Genomic DNA, 16226 nt, shown 5'->3' on the forward strand with positions numbered 1-16226 from the left:
CTGACCCGTCACCAGCGGCCGGTCCGGGCGAGCAGCACCGCCGCCGCCGCCACTCCCGCCGTCGAGGTGCGCAGCACCGTCGGCCCGAGCAGGACCGGCACCGCCTTCGCCGCCTGGAACGCGGCCAGCTCCTGATCCGAGACGCCGCCCTCGGGCCCCACCACCACGACGATGTCGCCCTCCACCGGCAGCGCCACCCGGGACAGCGGCTCGGCCGCCTCCTCGTGCAGCACCAGCCCCAGCGCCGCGTCCGCCAGCAGCGCCTCGACCCGCGCCGTGGAGGCCGGCTCCGTCACCTCCGGCAGGTGGAACCGGCGCGCCTGCTTGCCCGCCTCGCGCGCCGTCGACCGCCACCGGTGCAGCGCCTTGGCGACCCGGTCGCCCTTCCACTGGGTGATGCTCCGCGAGGCCGCCCAGGGCACGATCACGTCCACGCCCGCCTCGGTCATCATCTCGACGGCCAGCTCGCCCCTGTCGCCCTTCGGCAGGCCCTGCACGACCACCAGCCGGGGGCTCGGCGCCGGCGCCTCGTGCCGGGCGAGCACGTCCAGTCTGAGCGCGTCCTTGAGCACCTCGCGCACGACGCACTCGGCCACCCCGCCGGCCCCGTCGGTCAGGTCGATCCGCTCCCCCTCCCGCAGCCGCCGGACCGCGGCGGCGTGCCGCCCTTCAGGACCGTCGAGCACCAGCTCGGACCCGCTCAGATCGGCCGCGAGGAACACCGGAACCGTCACCCCAGGCACTCCAGATTCTTGACGTTATGCAGTCGAGCGAACACGTGGCGCAATATCGTGTCACGTGCAGTCGCACTTTCCTGAGTCACTTTACGAGGGGTCAGCGCGATGACAGTCTCCCGCCGGCTCCCCTGGCCGCCGCCCGTCAGGGCGCGCCTCGCGCTGCCGCTGGCCGTCTCGACGCTCCTGCTGGTCGCGGGCCTGGGGGCGGGCGCCGCGGACCGGCTGAGCGCCAGGGCCGACGCGACCGGGACCGTCCGTCACGTCGGCCGGGCGCTCGCCGCGCAGGAGCTGGTCCACGCACTCCAGCGGGAGCGCGGCCTGGCGCTGGGCGTGCTGGCCGGCGACGACCGGTTCGCGGCCGACCTGGACGCCGAACGCCGTGCCACGGACCGGGCCAGGGCCCGGCTCGACGCCGCGACGCCGGGCCTGCGCACGGCGCTCGCGGACATCCGGAAGGCCCGTTCCGCCACGGCGCAGGAAGCCTTCACCGCCTACACCGGCGCGATCTCGGCCCTCCTGGACGCCACCTTCGCCGCCCGGCCGGGGGGCATGCAGGCGCTGGAGGCCATCAGCAGGGCCAAGGAGGCGACCAGTCAGGAGCGCGCCCTCGTGACCGCGGCGTTCACGGCCGGGTCGTTCACCTCGGCGGGGCATCTCGGCCTGCTCCAGGTCCGGGCGGTCAAGGCGGACGCGTTCGCCAGGTTCGAGCGCCTGGCGACCCCGGCGGGCCGGGCTGCTCTGGCCCGCGCCCAGCAGAGCCACACCCCCAGGCTCGCCGCCATGGAGAGGCAGGCCGTCGACGGCTCCGGCGGCGCGCCGCTGTCGGCGAGCCCGCGCGCCTGGCACCACGCCACCATCGGCTACGACGACGCCCTGCGGAGCGTGCAGCGGTCGGTGGCCGAAGAGGTGCGCGCTCCGGCGCTGGCCGCCGTGGAACGGGCCACCCGGCACCTGGTCATGCTGGGTGCCCTGGGCGCGCTGCTCGTGCTCGGCATGCCCGTGCTGGGCGTGCTCGCCTGGCGTTCGGTGCTGCGTCCCCTGCGGCGGCTCTCGGACCATGCCGGCGCGCTGGCCGACACGCTGGCCGACCAGGTCTCCCGGGTCGCCCAGGAGCACGGCGACGACACCCCGGACCACGCCCTCGCGGCACGTCTCCAGGAGCCGGGGCCGGGCCGCCACGCCGACGAGTTCGCGGAGGTGGCCGGCGCGCTCGGTGACCTGCACCGCAGCGCCGTACGACTGGCGGCCGAGCACACGGCCCTGCGGCGCGTCACCACCGAGTCGCTGGTGGACCTCGGCGTACGCCACCGCAACCTGGCGCACCGCCAGCTGAGCTTCATCAGCGTGCTGCAGCACAACGAGTCCGACCCCGCCACGCTGGCCAGGCTCTGTGAGCTGGACCGCCTGACGAGCCGGATGCGCCGCAACGCCGAGAGCCTGCTGGTCCTGGCCGGCAAGCGGGGGGCGCGCCGCTCGTCGGAGCCCGTACCGGTGGCGGACGTGCTGCGCCTGGCCCTGACCGAGGTCGAGGACCATCACCGGGTGACGCTGCGCGTCGTGGACGGCGCGCCGGTCAGGGGCGCGGTCGTGGCCGAGGTCGCCCACCTGCTGGCCGAGCTGGTGGAGAACGCGCTGACCTACTCGCCGCCCGATTCGGAGGTGGAGGTGTGGGCGCGCGCGGACGAGGGCGAATGCCGGATCACCATCACCGACCACGGCATCGGCATGACCGCCGAGGAGCTGGCCACGGCCAACGCCCGGCTGCGCGGCGCGGAGAGCTTCCTGGTGCCCCCCACCCGCTGCCTGGGCCACCACGTGGTGGGCAGGCTGGCCGAACGGCTCGGCGTCCGGGTGTGGCTGCACGAGTCGCTGCGCTGCGGCGTCACCGCGCGGGTGGCGCTGCCCGAGGAGCTGCTGGCGGTGCGGCCATCGCCACCGCGACCGGAGCAACCGCCAGAGCTGCTCGGCGGCGTCAGCGCCCGTTGAAGGCGTCGCGCAGCCGCGAGAAGAAGCCCTGCTGGCCCGGGGCGAACTTGCCCGGCGGGCGCTCCTCGCCGCGCAGCTTGGCCAGCTCGCGCAGCAGCTCCTCCTGAGCGGTGTCGAGGCGGTGCGGCGTCTCGACATTGACGTGGATGAGCAGGTCGCCGCGGCCCGTCTCGTTGAGCCGCTGCACGCCGCGCCCGTACATGGTGATGACCTGACCCGACTGGGTGCCTGGCCGGACGTCGATCTCCTCGGCGCCGTCGAGGGTCTCGACGGTGAGGATGGTGCCGAGTGCGGCGGCCGTCATCGGGATCTGGACGGTGCAGTGAAGGTCGTCGCCGCGCCGCTCGTAGATCTCGTGCGGGCGCTCGACGATCTCCAGGAACAGGTCTCCGGGCGGGCCGCCGCCGGGGCCGACCTCGCCCTCGCCGGCGAGCTGGATGTGGGTGCCGTCCTCGACGCCCGCGGGGATGCGCACCTTGATCGTGCGGCGGGTGCGCACCCGGCCGTCGCCGGAGCACTCCTGGCACGGGTTGCGGATGATGCTCCCGAAACCGCCGCACTGCGGGCACGGCCGCGAGGTCATGACCTGGCCCAGGAACGACCGGGTGACCTGGCTGATCTCGCCGCGCCCGTTGCACATGTCACAGGTGTCGGGGTGGGTGCCCGGGGACGCGCCCGCGCCCTGGCACACCTCGCACAGCACGGCGGTGTCGACGACCAGCTCGCGGGTGGTGCCGAACGCGGTCTCGCGCAGGTCGAGCTCGACCCGGATGGTCGCGTTGCGGCCCCTGCGCGCGCGCGAGCGCGGACCGCGCGCGCCGGCCGCGTTGCCGAAGAAGGCGTCCATGATGTCGCTGAACGGGAACCCCGCGCCGAAACCGCCGGCCCCGGCCGCCGCACCCGCGCCGCCGAACGGGTCGCCGCCCAGGTCGTACATCTGGCGCTTGCTCGGATCCGACAGCACCTCGTAGGCTTGCGTGATCTCCTTGAACCGCTCCTGGGTGGCGGGATCGGGATTCACGTCAGGGTGCAGCTCGCGAGCCAGCCGGCGGTAAGCCTTCTTGATCTCGTCCTGACTGGCGTCACGGCGCACCCCGAGGGTGGCGTAGTAGTCGCTGTTTGCCACTTATCGACCTCTTAAGATGCAGCCAGGATCTGGCTGACGTAGCGTGCCACCGCGCGCACGGCGCCCATCGTCACGGGGTAGTCCATCCTCGTGGGGCCCAGCACGCCGAGCCGAGCCAGTTGGTTGTCGCCTGAACCGTATCCCGTGGCGACGATGGACGTGCCCACTAGTCCGGTGTAGGCGTTCTCTGATCCGATGCGCACGGTGAGAGCGGACGGTGTGTCTGTGGACGTCTCGCCGAGCAGCCGCATGAGCACGACCTGCTCCTCCAGCGCCTCGAGCACGTCGCGCAGCCCGACGCTGAAGCCGGCCCCCGCGAGGTTGGCCGCGCCGGCGAAGACGATCTTCTCGTCGTGGCGTTCGACGAGCGTTTCGAGCAGGACCGACAGGATCGTGGCCACGACGGGCCGATCCTCGGCCGGCAGCCGCTCGGGCAGGTCGGCCACCAGGTCGGGCACATTGCCCAGCCCGCAGCCGTCCAGGCAACTGTTGAGCACCGCGCGCAGGTGCGCGATGCGGGTGTCCTCCACCACTTCGGGCAGCTCGATCACGCGCTGCTCGACGCGGCCGGTGTTGGTGATCAGAACGAGCATGACGCGCCGCTCGGCGAGCTGGACCAGCTCGACGTGCCGCACCGTGGAGCGGGTGAGCGTCGGATACTGCACCACCGCGACCTGCCTGGTGAGCTGCGCGAGCAGCCGCACCGTGCGGGTCACCACGTCGTCCAGGTCCACCGCGCCGGCCAGGAAGGTCTCGATGGCCCTGCGCTCGGCTCCGGACAACGGCTTGATCTGCGAGAGCCTGTCGACGAACAGGCGGTATCCCTTGTCCGTCGGCACCCGGCCGGCGCTGGTGTGCGGCTGGGTGATGTAGCCCTCCTCCTCCAGCGCGGCCATGTCGTTCCTGACCGTCGCCGGGGAGACCTTCAGGTTGTGGCGCTCCGCCAGCGCTTTGGAGCCCACCGGTTCGTTGGTCGACACGTAGTCTTCGACAATGGCGCGGAGCACCGCGAGTTTACGATCGTCGAGCACGTGAGCACCTCCTACCGCTGCCTTCCGGGAAACGACAGGTCTAGCACTCTGTGTTCCCGAGTGCCAAGTGTACGGCTCTCACTCACAAGGTGCGATAACGCCGTGGGCCCCAGGCTGCTGGCGCAACATCGACCACACGGGTCACACTTGCAACATGACGGACAATTCACACCCTCAGTCATATGGTCCCCCGTCAGAGCCCGGGCATTCCCCGGGGGAGACGCCACAGGGACAACCACCCCCGTACGGCCCGCCGCAGCAGTATGTCCAGCAGCAGTACGGCCAGGCGCCTCCCTTCGACCAGCAGGGCCGGCCCCCGCAGGGGCAGCCCTTCGACCCACGGGCCCAGCCGCCGCAGTACCCACAAGCCCCGCCCCCGCAGTACGGCCAGCAGCCGCCCTTCGCCCAGTACGGCAAGCAGCCGCAGTTCGGTCAGCAGTACCAACCCGGGTCCGGGCCGGGCGTGGATCCGAAGACCCTCAGGCCGCAACTGCGGTGGATCGGCGTCTCCTGGGGCGTCGCCGCCCTGTGCATCGCCGCGGGCGTCATCCTCTTCGTCAGCGGTTTGCTCAGCAGCGTCGACAACGTCGCGCCGACCAGGACGTTCGCCGCCGGCGAGCGGGTCACCGTCGCCCTCGACCCGGCCCAGAGCCCAGTGCTCTACCTCACCAGCCGCACGCGGGTGCGCTACGAGTGCCAGATCGCCAACAGGGCGAAGCTCCTGCCCGTCTCCGGCGTCCAGACCCTCACGGTGAACGGCACGAAGTGGCAGCAGATCCTGCGGATCGACGCACCCTCCGCGGGTGACTACCAGGTCACCTGCACCGTCACGGAGGGCGCGAGCGCGCGGTTCGGCGTCGGCCGGGACATGTCCAGCGCCGTGGGCGGCGTCCTGGGCGGAGTGGTCCTGCTGGTGGCCATCCCCGGAGTAGGCATCCTGGCCGCGATCATCGTGACGATCGTGGTCCTGATGCGCCGCAGCAGCCAGCGTAAGCGCCTTGCGGTCAGCGCGTGATTTGCTACGGTCCCCCGTGTGTACGAGGGTGATGTTCTAGCGGGAAACTGGCGGCGTCCGGGCCGGGGCAAGATCCCGAAGGTGCCGGCCGAGCGCGATCTGGTCGTGGAGGACGCCGACAGCGGCTTCTGCGGCGCGGTGGTCGCCTGCGACAAGGAGGCGGTCACGCTGGAGGACCGTTTCGGCAAGCGCCGGCTGTTCCCGCTCGACCCCGCCGCGTTCCTGCTGGAGGGCAAGGTCGTGACGCTGGTACGGCCACAGGCGGTGCCCGACAGCGCCCCGAGGCGCAGCGCCTCCGGCTCGATCGCCGTGGAGGGGCTGCGGGCCAGGGTGGCCCGGCAGAGCCGCATCTACGTCGAAGGGGTGCACGACGCCGCCCTGGTGGAGAAGATCTGGGGCCACGACCTCCGGGTGGAGGGCGTCGTGGTCGAGTACCTCGAAGGCGTGGACGACCTGCCGGAGATCGTCGAGGAGTTCGCGCCCGAGCCGGGCCGGCGGCTCGGCGTGCTGGTCGACCACCTGGTGCCCGGCTCCAAGGAGAGCCGCATCGCCGCCCGGGTGACCTCCCCGGACGTGCTCGTGGTCGGCCACCCGTACATCGACATCTGGCAGGCGGTCAAGCCGTCCTCGGTCGGCATCCCGGCCTGGCCGGACGTGCCGCGCGGGGTCCCCTGGAAGGAAGGCGTGATCGCCGCGCTGGGCTGGCGCGTGGAGCCGGCCGACGCGTGGCGGCGCATCCTGGGCTCCGTCTCAAGCTTCGCCGATCTGGAGCCCGAGCTGCTCGGCCGGGTCGAGGAACTGATCGACTTCGTTACGGAGACACCATGAGCCACGATCCGCAGCCCCCGCCGGACGACGACGCGACGCGCCGCATCACCGCCTCCGCCGTCCCCGGCGCCCAGCCCCCTCAGCCCGACTCGGGCCCCCAACCGACCCCCGACCCCGGCACGGGGTCCGGGCCGCAGGCGCGAGGCCCTCAGTCCGGGCCTCGACCGGGACCAGAGTCCGGGCCACAGTTTCACCCGCATTCCGGCCCGCAGTACGGCTCTCAGCCCGACTCGGGCTCCCCGTCCGGCGGTTACGGTCAGCCGCTTCCGCCTCCCGGCCACGAGCCGCCGCCGTCCTACGGACAGCAACCCCCGCCCGGCTACGGCCGGCAGCCCCCGCCCGGTTACGAGCCGCCGCCGTACGGCTATGGCCAGCAGCCTCCGTACGGTCAGCAGCCGCCGTACGGCTACGGTCAGCCGCCGCCTGGACAGCAGCCGCCGCCGTACGGCTACGCGGCGCCGCACGGCCGTCAGGAGCCGTACGTGCCCGGACGGTACGGTCCCCGCCCCGGCACCGACGACAACTCGATGGCCATGATGGCCCACCTGCTCGGCCTGCTGGTCTCGTGGGTCGGCCCGCTGATCCTCTACCTGGTCAAGAAGGACGAGTCCCCCTATGTCAGGGACCAGGCCGCCGAGGCGCTCAACTTCCAGATCACCGCGTTCGCCGCCTACATGATCACCGGCATCCTGACGATCGTGGTCATCGGCATCGTGCTGCTCCCGGTCGTCTGGATCGTGGCGCTGATCTTCCAGATCCAGGCCGCCATCTCCGCCAACCGGGGCGAGAACTACCGCTATCCCATCTGCATCCGCCTGATCAGCTGAGCAGGTCGCGCACCAGGGCGTCGGCCAGGAGCCGTCCGCGCAGGGTGAGCACCATCCGGCCGGCCTTGAACGCCTCGACCTCCAGCAGCCCGTCGGCCAGGGCCGAGGCGACGCGCGGACGGGCGGCGGGCGCGACGTCGGCGAGCGGGTAGCCGGTGTCGAGCCTGAGCTCCAGCATCAGCCGCTCGGTGTCGCGGTCCTCGCCGGTCAGCTCCTCGCGCGCGTGGGCGGGTGAGACGCCCTCGGCCAGGCGCTGAGCGTACGGGGCGGGGTGTTTGACGTTCCACCAGCGGGTGCCGCCGACGTGGCTGTGCGCGCCGGGGCCGACGGCCCACCAGTCGCCGCCGGTCCAGTAGAGCAGGTTGTGGCGGCAGCGCGCCTCGTCCGAGGTGGCCCAGTTGGACACTTCGTACCAGCGGAACCCGGCCTCGGCCAGCATCGTGTCGGCGATGAGGTAGCGGTCGGCGGCGACGTCGTCGTCGGGCATCGGCAGCTCGCCCCGGCGGATCCTGGCCGACAGCCGGGTGCCCTCCTCGACGATGAGTGAGTAGGCCGAGACGTGGTCGGGCTCGGCAGCGACGGCGGCGGCCAGCGAGGCGCGCCAGTCGTCGTCGGACTCCCCCGGTGTGCTGTAGATCAGGTCGAGATTGACGTGCTCGAATCCGGCCTTGCGCGCCTCCAGCACGGCCTGGGCGGCCCGGCCGGGCGTGTGCTGGCGGTCGAGCACCTTCAGCACGTGCTCGCGGGCGCTCTGCATGCCGAAGCTGACCCGGTTGAAGCCGCCTTCGCGGAGTCGCTCCAGGTAGCGCTGGTCGACGGACTCGGGGTTGGCCTCCGTGGTCACCTCCGCGCCGGGCTTCAGCCCGAACTCGGCGTCGATGGCCGCCAGGATCCGGGACAGGTCCTCGGCCGGCAGCAGTGTCGGCGTGCCGCCGCCGAAGAACACCGTCTCGACCGGAAGGTCCACGTCACCGAGGACCCGCCGCGCGAGGCGTACCTCCTCGATGGCGGTGTCGGCGTAGTCGCGCTGGGAGGCGCCGGGGCCGAGCTCGGTGGCGGTGTAGGTGTTGAAGTCGCAGTAGCCGCAGCGGGTCACGCAGAACGGGACGTGCACATAGAAGCCGAACGGCCGCTCACCGAGCCCGAGCAGGGCACTGTCGGGCAGCTCGCCGGAGGCGGGCGCGGGATCGCCGTCAGGCAACGTGGAGGGCACGTCTACCAGTGTGCCCGCTGCCATTGACTGCCCGAACCCGTGGCCCTACGATCCGGACAACTTATAGGAAAGTTTCCTATAAGTTCACGCTCCCCGGGAGGCGCCCCCCGTGAAGAAGATCCTCATCGCCCTCTCCCTGTTACTCGGCCTCACGGCGGTCCCGCTGCCCGCCCAGGCGGATACGAGCACGCACGACCGCTTCAAACGGGTCGCCTACTTCATCCAGTGGGGTGTGTACGCCCGTAACTACCACGTCAAGGACATGGACACCAGCGGCGCCGCCGCCAAGCTCACCCACATCAACTACGCCTTCGGCTTCGTCAACCCCGAAGGCGCCTGCTACTCGGCCGACCCCTGGGCCGACTGGCAGCGGCCCGTCCCGGCCGAGCAGAGCGTGGACGGCGTGGCCGACGAGCCCGGCCAGGCGCTCAACGGCAACCTCAACCAGCTGCGCAAGCTCAAGGCCAAGCACCCCGGGCTCAAGGCCCTCATCTCGCTCGGCGGTTGGACCGGCTCGAAGTACTTCTCCGACGCCGTGCTCACCGCCGAGTCCCGCGCCGAACTCGCCCGGTCCTGCGTCGACCTGTGGCTGCGCGGCAACCTCCCCGGCCTCGAACCGGGCGCGGGCGCGGGCGTGTTCGACGGCATCGACCTGGACTGGGAGTGGCCGGGGTCGGCCGGCGCCGAAGGCAACATCATCCGGCCCGAGGACAAGCGCAACTTCACCCTCTTCGTCGAGGAACTCCGCGCCCAGCTCGCGGCGTTCTCCGCCGAGGCGCAGCTCACCGCCTTCCTCCCCGCCGCCGCTGCCAAGATCGACTCCGGTTTCGAGGTGCGGCGCGTCTTCAGGCAGCTCGACTTCGCCACCATCCAGGGGTACGACCTGCGCGGCAGCTGGGAGACCCGGACCGGGCACAACGGCAACCTGTTCACCGACCGCCGCGACCCCAACGAGGTCCGCTACAGCGTCGACCAGACCGTCCGCGACTATCGTGAGCGCGGCGCCCCGGCCCGCAAGCTCGTCATCGGCGTCCCCGCGTACGGGCAGGGCTGGACCGGCGTCACGGCCGGCGGCAACGGTTTGTACCGGCCGGCGACCGGACCCGCCCCCGGCAAGTGGGCAGCGGGCGTCGAGGACTACAAGGACCTGGTGACCAAGCCCGGCAAGCGCCACCGCGACCTGCGCACCGGCACGATGTGGTTGTACGACGGCAACGAGTTCTGGTCCTACGACGACCCGGCGGTGCTGCTGCAGAAGGCGGCGTACATCCGGCTCAAGGGCCTGGGCGGCGCGATGATGTGGTCCATCGACCAGGACGACTCCCGAGCCTCCCTGACCTCGGCCCTCCACGCGGTCCTGAGATGAGCCGGCACTCCCGCTGAGGACCCGTCGCCCCTCGCGCGGACGCGCACGCGCCAGTGTCCGCGCGAGGCCCAGCCCCTACGGGGGCGTGGCGTTCAGCGGGGAGGCGTTGAGCTGGGAGTCGGTGTCGAAGTCGGCGAGTTGTAAGAGTGTCTCCAGGGCCGCCTGGCGCGCCTCCTCGACCGATCCTCCCCGCTCGCCGAAACAGTCAGCCGCCACGTCGAGCAGGGCCGTCACCACGGCGGCGTCGGGCATCGGGACGTCCACCACGACCTTCCCGTCCGCCCCCACCTCGGCGGGCATCAGATGCAGCCGGATCAACCGCCGCGCCTCCTCCGCCACGGCGACCCCCAGAACAGCGGCACGCTCGAATCGCTCAGCAGCAATCATGTCACCCTCCAGTCGCACAGGTGTTCGGGTTCAAAAGCTAGCCGCCGCCACCGACAGAATCCCCGGCGCCGACGGCGATCCCGACCGCCCCGACGAAGTGGCCCGACGGATAGCGACCACTGCCGCCCCGACGAAGTGGCCCGACGGACAGCGGCCCCTGCCGCCTCGGTGAGGTGGCTAGGCTCGGGACATGCACGACATGACCATCTCTGTCAGAGGTCTCTCCGTGGAGCTCGGCGGCAACCCGGTGCTGCGCGACCTGGACCTGACCGTCGCCCCCGCAGAGCTGGTCGCCGTGGTCGGCCCCAACGGATCGGGCAAGTCGACCCTCCTCCGCTGCCTGGCCGGGCTCCTGCCCGCCACCGGCGGCACGGTGGAGGTCTTCGGCGCGCCGCCGGTCGACGAGCCGGCCTTCTGGCGGCGGGCGACGCTGGTGAGTGAGGAGCCGGCCTGGTATCCGGGCCTCACCGCCCGCGAGCATCTGGAGCTGACGCACACGGTGCACGCCGGACCGCGCCTGACCGTGGACGCCGCGCTGGAGCTGTTCGACCTGGCCGTGCGCGCCGACGCGCCGCCGCTGAACCTGTCCACGGGCCAGCGCCAGCGCCTGCTCCTCGCCACCGCGCTGCTGCGGCCCAGCGAGCTCCTGCTGCTGGACGAGCCGGAACGCGGCCTGGACGCCGCCTTCCGCGAGCGGCTGGCCGTACTGCTGGAGGAGTACACCGCCGGGGGCGGCACCGTCGTCATGGCCACCCACGACCCCGCACTCGCCGCGCGCGCCCGCCAGGTCGCCCCTACCGGCGGCCGGCTGACCGCATGACGGCACGCACGCGCATGACACCGAACACCGCGAGTCGACACCCCCACACCACGAGGAAGGCCATATGAGCGCTCACCCTCTCGTCTCCGTGCGCGAGGTGCGGGCGTTCGTCCGGTCGCGGCGGCGTGTCTCCCCCAGCCTGAGCGACCGCTACACCTCCGGGTTCATGCTGGCGCTGCTGGCGGCGGTGCTGGGCCGGCCCGTCTCGGGGGCGGTCGAGGGGCTCGCCGGGCAGGCGGATCTCGCCCGGATGGGAGCGGGGGTGGCGCTGCTGGCGCTGTCGCTGGCGGTGGGCCTGGCCGCGGCGCGGGCCCTGGGGCCGGTCACGCTCCCCGCGGCCGACGCGGCGTGGCTGGTGCTGACGCCGCTGGATCGGCGGGGTGTGCTGGGTCGCTCGGCGCGGGTCCTGGCGCTGGTCGCGCTGGTGGGAGGCGGCCTGCTGGGGCTGGGCCTGCTGGCCGTGCTGGGCGCGCCCGACCAGCTCGGGTGGCGGCTCGTCGGCGCGCTGGTGCTGGGCGTCTCCGCGAGCGCGGGAGGGATGGCGCTGGCCGTGCTCGGCCAGGCGTCCCAGACGTGGCACGCGTGGCTGTCGGTGGCGCTGGTGGTGCTCCTGGTCGTGGCCGTGGTCGCGGCGTTCGGGCCGGTGCGCGCGCCGCTCGCCGCCGTCGCGGGCGCGCCGTTGACGGCGGTGGCCGCCGCCGCGTCGGGCGCAGCGCTGTTCGCCGCTCTTCTGGTACGGCGTGCGTGGACGATGCTCGGCCGGATTCCCGCCAGGTCCCTGCTGGCCGCCTCCACGAGGGCCGGGCATGTGGCGACGGCGGCGGTGGTGCTGGATCCCGGCGCGCTGGCCTGGATCGCCGAGGACAACCACTGGCGGGGCCGCAAGCTGCGCTCGGCCCGCTGGCCGTCTATGCCCGCGCCGCTCGCCATGGCGTGGCTGGACTGGGTCCGGCTCGCGCGCCGTCCGGGACGGCTGGCGGTGGTGGCCGCCTGCGCCGCGCTGCCCGCCGTGCTCGCGCAGGCGGGCGGTGGCAGCGCCCTGGTGGGGGTGACCGTACTGGCTGGAGGGCTGGCGGTGGCCGCCACCGGCGTGTCCGGCACGCGCAGGGACCAGGACAATCCGACGCTGGCCCGGCTGCTCGCCGTGGGGACCCGTCAGGCCGTGCTGGCGCGGGCCCTGCTGCCCGCGCTGCTCAGCGGCCTCTGGATCGCGACGGCGCTGGCGGCCGCAGGGTCGGTCCAGCCCGCAGGCGTGGGCGCGCTGTGGCTGTTCGGGCCGGTGGCCGCCCCCGCGCTGGCGGCGGCGGCCCTGCGGATGGCCAGGAGGGCGCCGGTCGACCATGCGATGCCCGTCATCGACACTCCGGGCGGCGCGATCCCGACCGGACCGGTGCTCTGGGCGCTCACCGGGGTCGATCTGGCGCTGGTCGGCTGTCTACCCGCCTTCGTGGCCCTGACGGCGCCGCCCGCCGGCCTCGCCGCCCTGCTGGCCGCGCAGGCGGTGACAGGCGCCGCGGTGCTCGTCACGTACGTGCTGCGCGCCCGCCCGGCCCGGCCCCGGTAGGCGCCCCCGGCGCCGGGAAGGAATTACTTCTTGGCCTTGTCGGCGCCGCCGTCGGTCGACAGGGCGGCGACGAAGGCCTCCTGGGGCACCTCGACGCGGCCGACCATCTTCATCCGCTTCTTGCCTTCCTTCTGCTTCTCCAGCAGCTTGCGCTTGCGGGAGATGTCGCCGCCGTAGCACTTGGCCAGGACGTCCTTGCGGATGGCGCGGATGTTCTCGCGGGCGATGACGCGGGCTCCGATCGCGGCCTGGATCGGCACCTCGAACTGCTGCCTGGGGATCAGCTCGCGCAGCTTCTTGGCCATGTCGACGCCGTAGGCGTAGGCCTTGTCCTTGTGCACGATGGCGCTGAAGGCGTCGACCGCCTCGCCCTGCAGCAGGATGTCCACCTTGACCAGCTCGGACTCCTGCTCGCCGGCGGGCTCGTAGTCCAGCGAGGCGTAGCCTCGGGTGCGGGACTTGAGCTGGTCGAAGAAGTCGAAGATGATCTCGCCGAGCGGCAGCGTGTAGCGGATCTCGACGCGGTCCTCCGACAGGTAGTCCATGCCGAGGAGCTGGCCGCGCCTGCCCTGGCAGATCTCCATGATCACGCCGATGAACTCGGCCGGGGCCAGGATCGTCGACTTGGTGATCGGCTCGAAGACCTGTGCGATCTTGCCGCCGGTGGGGAACTCCGACGGGTTGGTGACGGTCAGCTCGCTGCCGTCCTCCATGACCACCCGGTAGACGACGTTGGGCGCGGTGGAGATCAGCGTCAGGTCGAACTCCCGCTCCAGCCGCTCACGGATGATCTCCATGTGCAGCAGGCCCAGGAAGCCGACACGGAAGCCGAACCCGAGCGCGGCCGAGGTCTCCGGCTCGTAGACGAGGGAGGCGTCGTTGAGCTGGAGCTTGTCGAGCGCCTCGCGCAGCTCGGGATACTGGTCGCCGTCGATCGGGTACAGGCCGGAGAACACCATCGGGCGGGGATGGTCGTAGCCGGCCAGCATCTCCTCGGCGGGCTTGACGACCGTGGTCACGGTGTCGCCGACCCGCGACTGCCGGACGTCCTTGACGCCGCTGATGAGATAGCCGACCTCGCCGACGCCCAGCCCCAGGTCGGACGGCTTGGGCTCGGGCGAGATGACGCCGATCTCCAGCGTCTCGTGCGCGGCCTTGGTGGACATCATGAGGATGCGCTCGCGCTTGCCCAGGTGGCCGTCGATCACCCGCAGGTAGGTCACGACGCCCCGGTAGGTGTCGTAGACGGAGTCGAAGATCAGCGCGCGGGCGGGCGCCTCGGCGTCGCCGATGGGCGGCGGGACCGTCTGGACCACGTGGTCGAGCAGCTCGCGCACGCCCACGCCGGTCTTGCCCGACACCCGCAGCACGTCGGACGGGTCACAGCCGATCAGGCCGGCCAGCTCCTCGGCGAACTTCTCCGGCTGCGCCGCGGGCAGGTCGATCTTGTTGAGCACCGGGATGATGTGCAGGTCGTTGTTCATCGCCAGGTAGAGGTTGGCCAGCGTCTGCGCCTCGATGCCCTGGGCGGCGTCGACCAGCAGGATCGCGCCCTCGCACGCCTGCAGCGACCGGGACACCTCGTAGGTGAAGTCGACGTGGCCGGGGGTGTCGATCATGTTGAGCACGTGCCCGTCCCAGGGCAGCCGCACGGCCTGCGACTTGATCGTGATGCCGCGCTCGCGCTCGATGTCCATCCTGTCGAGATACTGAGCGCGCATGGAGCGGTCGTCCACCACACCGGTGATCTGCAGCATCCGGTCGGCAAGGGTCGACTTGCCGTGGTCGATGTGCGCGATGATGCAGAAGTTGCGGATCAACGCGGGGTCGGTCTGGCCAGGCTGAGTGCGCACCGAAGTCCATTTCGACAGGGTTGAGGTCGAGCAGTCTTTCATGGTGACATGCCCGGGTGATTGCCCGAACCGTCATCCGCCGTGGCCTGCGCGTCCTCGCGCTTGCCTTGGCCGTCCTGGTCGCGCTGGTCGTCGTCATCGCCGGCGCGTTCCGCCTTCAGTTTACCGGCGCGCCAGAGGGCTGGGCGAAGAGCACCGGCAATGACGCCCTGTGGCTGGGTCACATGTGGGTCGACGGCCGCCGCACCGAGCAGGACGTGGCGCGCCTGGCGGCCCGCCTCCGCCCCTCAGGCATCAAGGACCTGTACGTCCACTCCGGCCCGTTCACGATGGATGGCCGCTTAGATCCAGCCAAATACCCCAACGCCGGAAATTTCGTCAAATGGGTGAAGAAAGAGCTTCCCGGCACCCGCGTCTCCGCCTGGCTCGGCCAGAAGGTGGACCACGGACGACTCGACATGACCGACCCGAAGGCCCGCCAGAACATCCTGAACGGCGTCGCCGCCATCATGAAGACCGGCTACGACGGCATCCACTACAACTTCGAGCCCCTGAGCGACGGCGACACCGACTTCCTCGACCTGCTCGACCTGACCAGGCAGCACACGAGCCTGCTGTCCACCTCGACCCCGCAGATCGAGCCGTACCCTCTGATGCGCGTGGCCGCCAGAGCCGCGATCGACCACGACAAGTACTGGTCCCAGGGCTACTTCAAGCAGGTCGTCGACCGCGTCGACCAGGTGGCCGTCATGTCCTACGACTCCGGCATGCCCCTGCAGAGCCTCTACGGCGGCCACGTCGTACGGCAGGCGGCGCTCGCCCTCGACCTGGCCCCGGAGGTCAAGAGCGTCGTCATCGGCGCCCCGGCCTACCACGACCACGGCGTCCCCTGGAGCGACGCGGCCGAGAGCGTCGCCCTGGCGGCCCAGGGCGCCAAACTGGCCCTGTCGGACCACGGCAGGCGCGAGCGGTTCGGCCTGGCGCTCTACGTGGATTTCGCCGCGACCGAGCAGGACTGGCAGGAGTACTCCGCCGAGTGGCTATCCTGAAAGGCCACAACCCTGGGCGTTGATTTGAGCAGCCTCCCGGGTTATTGATACTCTGTTCACTTGCGTGTGGCGCGCCCTCTCATCGAGCCCGCGCGCCCATCCATCACCCAGACTTTCACCGAGGCTTCTTCGTGGCGAACATCAAGTCCCAGATCAAGCGCAACAGGCAGAACGAAAAGGCCCGTCTGCGCAACAAGCATGTCAAGTCTTCGCTGAAGACCGCTGTCCGCAAGTTCCGCGAGGCTGCCGAGCAGGGCGACCTTGAGCAGGCCGCGACGCTGCAGCGCGCCGCGTCCCGCGAGCTCGACAAGGCAGCCAGCAAGGGCGTCATCCACAAGAACCAGGCCGCCAACCGCAAGTCGGCGATCGCCAAGCAGGCCGCGGCGCTCTCCGCCAAGTAGGTCTGCTCACCGGAGCGCCGCAC

15 protein-coding genes are annotated in these 16226 nt (G+C 71.6%); 9 read left to right on the forward strand and 6 right to left on the reverse strand.

The features are described from left to right. Window positions 1–8 precede the first annotated feature (8 nt). Window positions 9–734: a 16S rRNA (uracil(1498)-N(3))-methyltransferase gene (locus tag ACTMTF_RS10380; RefSeq protein WP_441110402.1), complete on the reverse strand. Its 726-nt coding sequence runs from the start codon at window positions 732–734 to the stop codon at window positions 9–11. Between the two features lie 108 nt (window positions 735–842). On the opposite strand from ACTMTF_RS10380, the gene ACTMTF_RS10385 reads away from it, so the two are divergent. Continuing rightward, on the forward strand, window positions 843–2723 hold the full coding sequence (locus ACTMTF_RS10385) for a sensor histidine kinase (RefSeq protein ID WP_441110403.1): 1881 nt from the start codon (window positions 843–845) through the stop codon (window positions 2721–2723). Here the strand turns inward: ACTMTF_RS10385 and dnaJ are convergent. Continuing rightward, window positions 2710–3849 carry a molecular chaperone DnaJ gene (dnaJ, locus tag ACTMTF_RS10390; RefSeq protein ID WP_397009393.1) on the reverse strand — a complete coding sequence of 380 codons (1140 nt, stop codon included), beginning with the start codon at window positions 3847–3849 and terminating at the stop codon, window positions 2710–2712. The two genes, ACTMTF_RS10385 and dnaJ, sit on opposite strands and share 14 nt — an antisense overlap. An 11-nt stretch (window positions 3850–3860) precedes the next feature. Further along, the gene (gene hrcA / locus ACTMTF_RS10395; protein WP_397009391.1) at window positions 3861–4880 is read right to left on the reverse strand and encodes a heat-inducible transcriptional repressor HrcA; all 1020 of its coding nucleotides are present in this window, start codon (window positions 4878–4880) and stop codon (window positions 3861–3863) included. Between the two features lie 154 nt (window positions 4881–5034). Here hrcA and ACTMTF_RS10400 point away from each other — a divergent pair, with 154 nt between their 5' ends. Genes ACTMTF_RS10400 through ACTMTF_RS10410 form a run of 3 tightly spaced genes read left to right on the forward strand, consistent with a single transcriptional unit; the run spans window position 5035 to window position 7550 of the window. Then, window positions 5035–5895 (forward strand): hypothetical protein, encoded by an 861-nt coding sequence (locus tag ACTMTF_RS10400; RefSeq protein ID WP_441110404.1) that lies wholly within the window; start codon window positions 5035–5037, stop codon window positions 5893–5895. An 18-nt stretch (window positions 5896–5913) separates the two neighbouring features. Continuing rightward, on the forward strand, window positions 5914–6723 hold the full coding sequence (locus tag ACTMTF_RS10405; RefSeq protein WP_441110405.1) for a DUF3097 domain-containing protein: 810 nt from the start codon (window positions 5914–5916) through the stop codon (window positions 6721–6723). Continuing rightward, window positions 6720–7550 (forward strand): DUF4870 domain-containing protein, encoded by an 831-nt coding sequence (locus tag ACTMTF_RS10410; RefSeq protein ID WP_441110406.1) that lies wholly within the window; start codon window positions 6720–6722, stop codon window positions 7548–7550. Before ACTMTF_RS10405 ends, ACTMTF_RS10410 begins: the two co-directional genes overlap by 4 nt. Here ACTMTF_RS10410 and hemW read toward each other — a convergent pair. Next, the gene (gene hemW / locus ACTMTF_RS10415) at window positions 7543–8763 is read right to left on the reverse strand and encodes a radical SAM family heme chaperone HemW (protein WP_441110407.1); all 1221 of its coding nucleotides are present in this window, start codon (window positions 8761–8763) and stop codon (window positions 7543–7545) included. The genes ACTMTF_RS10410 and hemW overlap by 8 nt on opposite strands. A gap of 109 nt (window positions 8764–8872) precedes the next feature. Here hemW and ACTMTF_RS10420 point away from each other — a divergent pair, with 109 nt between their 5' ends. Beyond that, window positions 8873–10129 carry a glycoside hydrolase family 18 protein gene (locus tag ACTMTF_RS10420; protein ID WP_441110408.1) on the forward strand — a complete coding sequence of 419 codons (1257 nt, stop codon included), beginning with the start codon at window positions 8873–8875 and terminating at the stop codon, window positions 10127–10129. Between the two features lie 75 nt (window positions 10130–10204). On the opposite strand, the gene ACTMTF_RS10425 is transcribed toward ACTMTF_RS10420, so the two are convergent. Next, the gene (locus ACTMTF_RS10425; protein ID WP_397009379.1) at window positions 10205–10516 is read right to left on the reverse strand and encodes a hypothetical protein; all 312 of its coding nucleotides are present in this window, start codon (window positions 10514–10516) and stop codon (window positions 10205–10207) included. Window positions 10517–10706: 190 nt separating this feature from the next. Here ACTMTF_RS10425 and ACTMTF_RS10430 point away from each other — a divergent pair, with 190 nt between their 5' ends. Then, window positions 10707–11336, forward strand: coding sequence for an ABC transporter ATP-binding protein (locus tag ACTMTF_RS10430; protein WP_441110409.1), 630 nt, complete (start codon window positions 10707–10709; stop codon window positions 11334–11336). Window positions 11337–11400: 64 nt separating this feature from the next. Further along, window positions 11401–12900: a DUF6297 family protein gene (locus tag ACTMTF_RS10435; RefSeq protein WP_441110410.1), complete on the forward strand. Its 1500-nt coding sequence runs from the start codon at window positions 11401–11403 to the stop codon at window positions 12898–12900. A 23-nt stretch (window positions 12901–12923) separates the two neighbouring features. Here ACTMTF_RS10435 and lepA read toward each other — a convergent pair whose 3' ends face one another. After that, entirely contained in the window at window positions 12924–14753 is a 1830-nt protein-coding gene (lepA, locus tag ACTMTF_RS10440; protein WP_441110411.1) for a translation elongation factor 4, read from the reverse strand. 56 nt (window positions 14754–14809) lie between these two features. On the opposite strand from lepA, the gene ACTMTF_RS10445 reads away from it, so the two are divergent. Further along, a complete protein-coding gene (locus ACTMTF_RS10445; protein ID WP_441110412.1) occupies window positions 14810–15802 on the forward strand; it encodes a hypothetical protein in 993 nt (330 codons plus the stop codon). 131 nt (window positions 15803–15933) lie between these two features. Next, window positions 15934–16203, forward strand: coding sequence for a 30S ribosomal protein S20 (gene rpsT / locus ACTMTF_RS10450; RefSeq protein WP_397009369.1), 270 nt, complete (start codon window positions 15934–15936; stop codon window positions 16201–16203). The last annotated feature ends 23 nt before the right edge of the window (window positions 16204–16226 follow it).

The organism is Nonomuraea sp. ZG12, assembly GCF_052068115.1.
GTDB lineage: Bacteria > Actinomycetota > Actinomycetes > Streptosporangiales > Streptosporangiaceae > Nonomuraea.

What these genes read in the sequence shown, in the direction of transcription:
- ACTMTF_RS10430 (WP_441110409.1), top strand. Translation starts at nt 10,707, where the DNA reads ATGCACGACATGACCATCTCTGTCAGAGGTCTCTCCGTGGAGCTCGGC.
- ACTMTF_RS10425 (WP_397009379.1), bottom strand. Translation starts at nt 10,516, where the DNA reads ATGATTGCTGCTGAGCGATTCGAGCGTGCCGCTGTTCTGGGGGTCGCC.
- ACTMTF_RS10410 (WP_441110406.1), top strand. Translation starts at nt 6,720, where the DNA reads ATGAGCCACGATCCGCAGCCCCCGCCGGACGACGACGCGACGCGCCGC.
- ACTMTF_RS10435 (WP_441110410.1), top strand. Translation starts at nt 11,401, where the DNA reads ATGAGCGCTCACCCTCTCGTCTCCGTGCGCGAGGTGCGGGCGTTCGTC.
- ACTMTF_RS10385 (WP_441110403.1), top strand. Translation starts at nt 843, where the DNA reads ATGACAGTCTCCCGCCGGCTCCCCTGGCCGCCGCCCGTCAGGGCGCGC.
- ACTMTF_RS10400 (WP_441110404.1), top strand. Translation starts at nt 5,035, where the DNA reads ATGACGGACAATTCACACCCTCAGTCATATGGTCCCCCGTCAGAGCCC.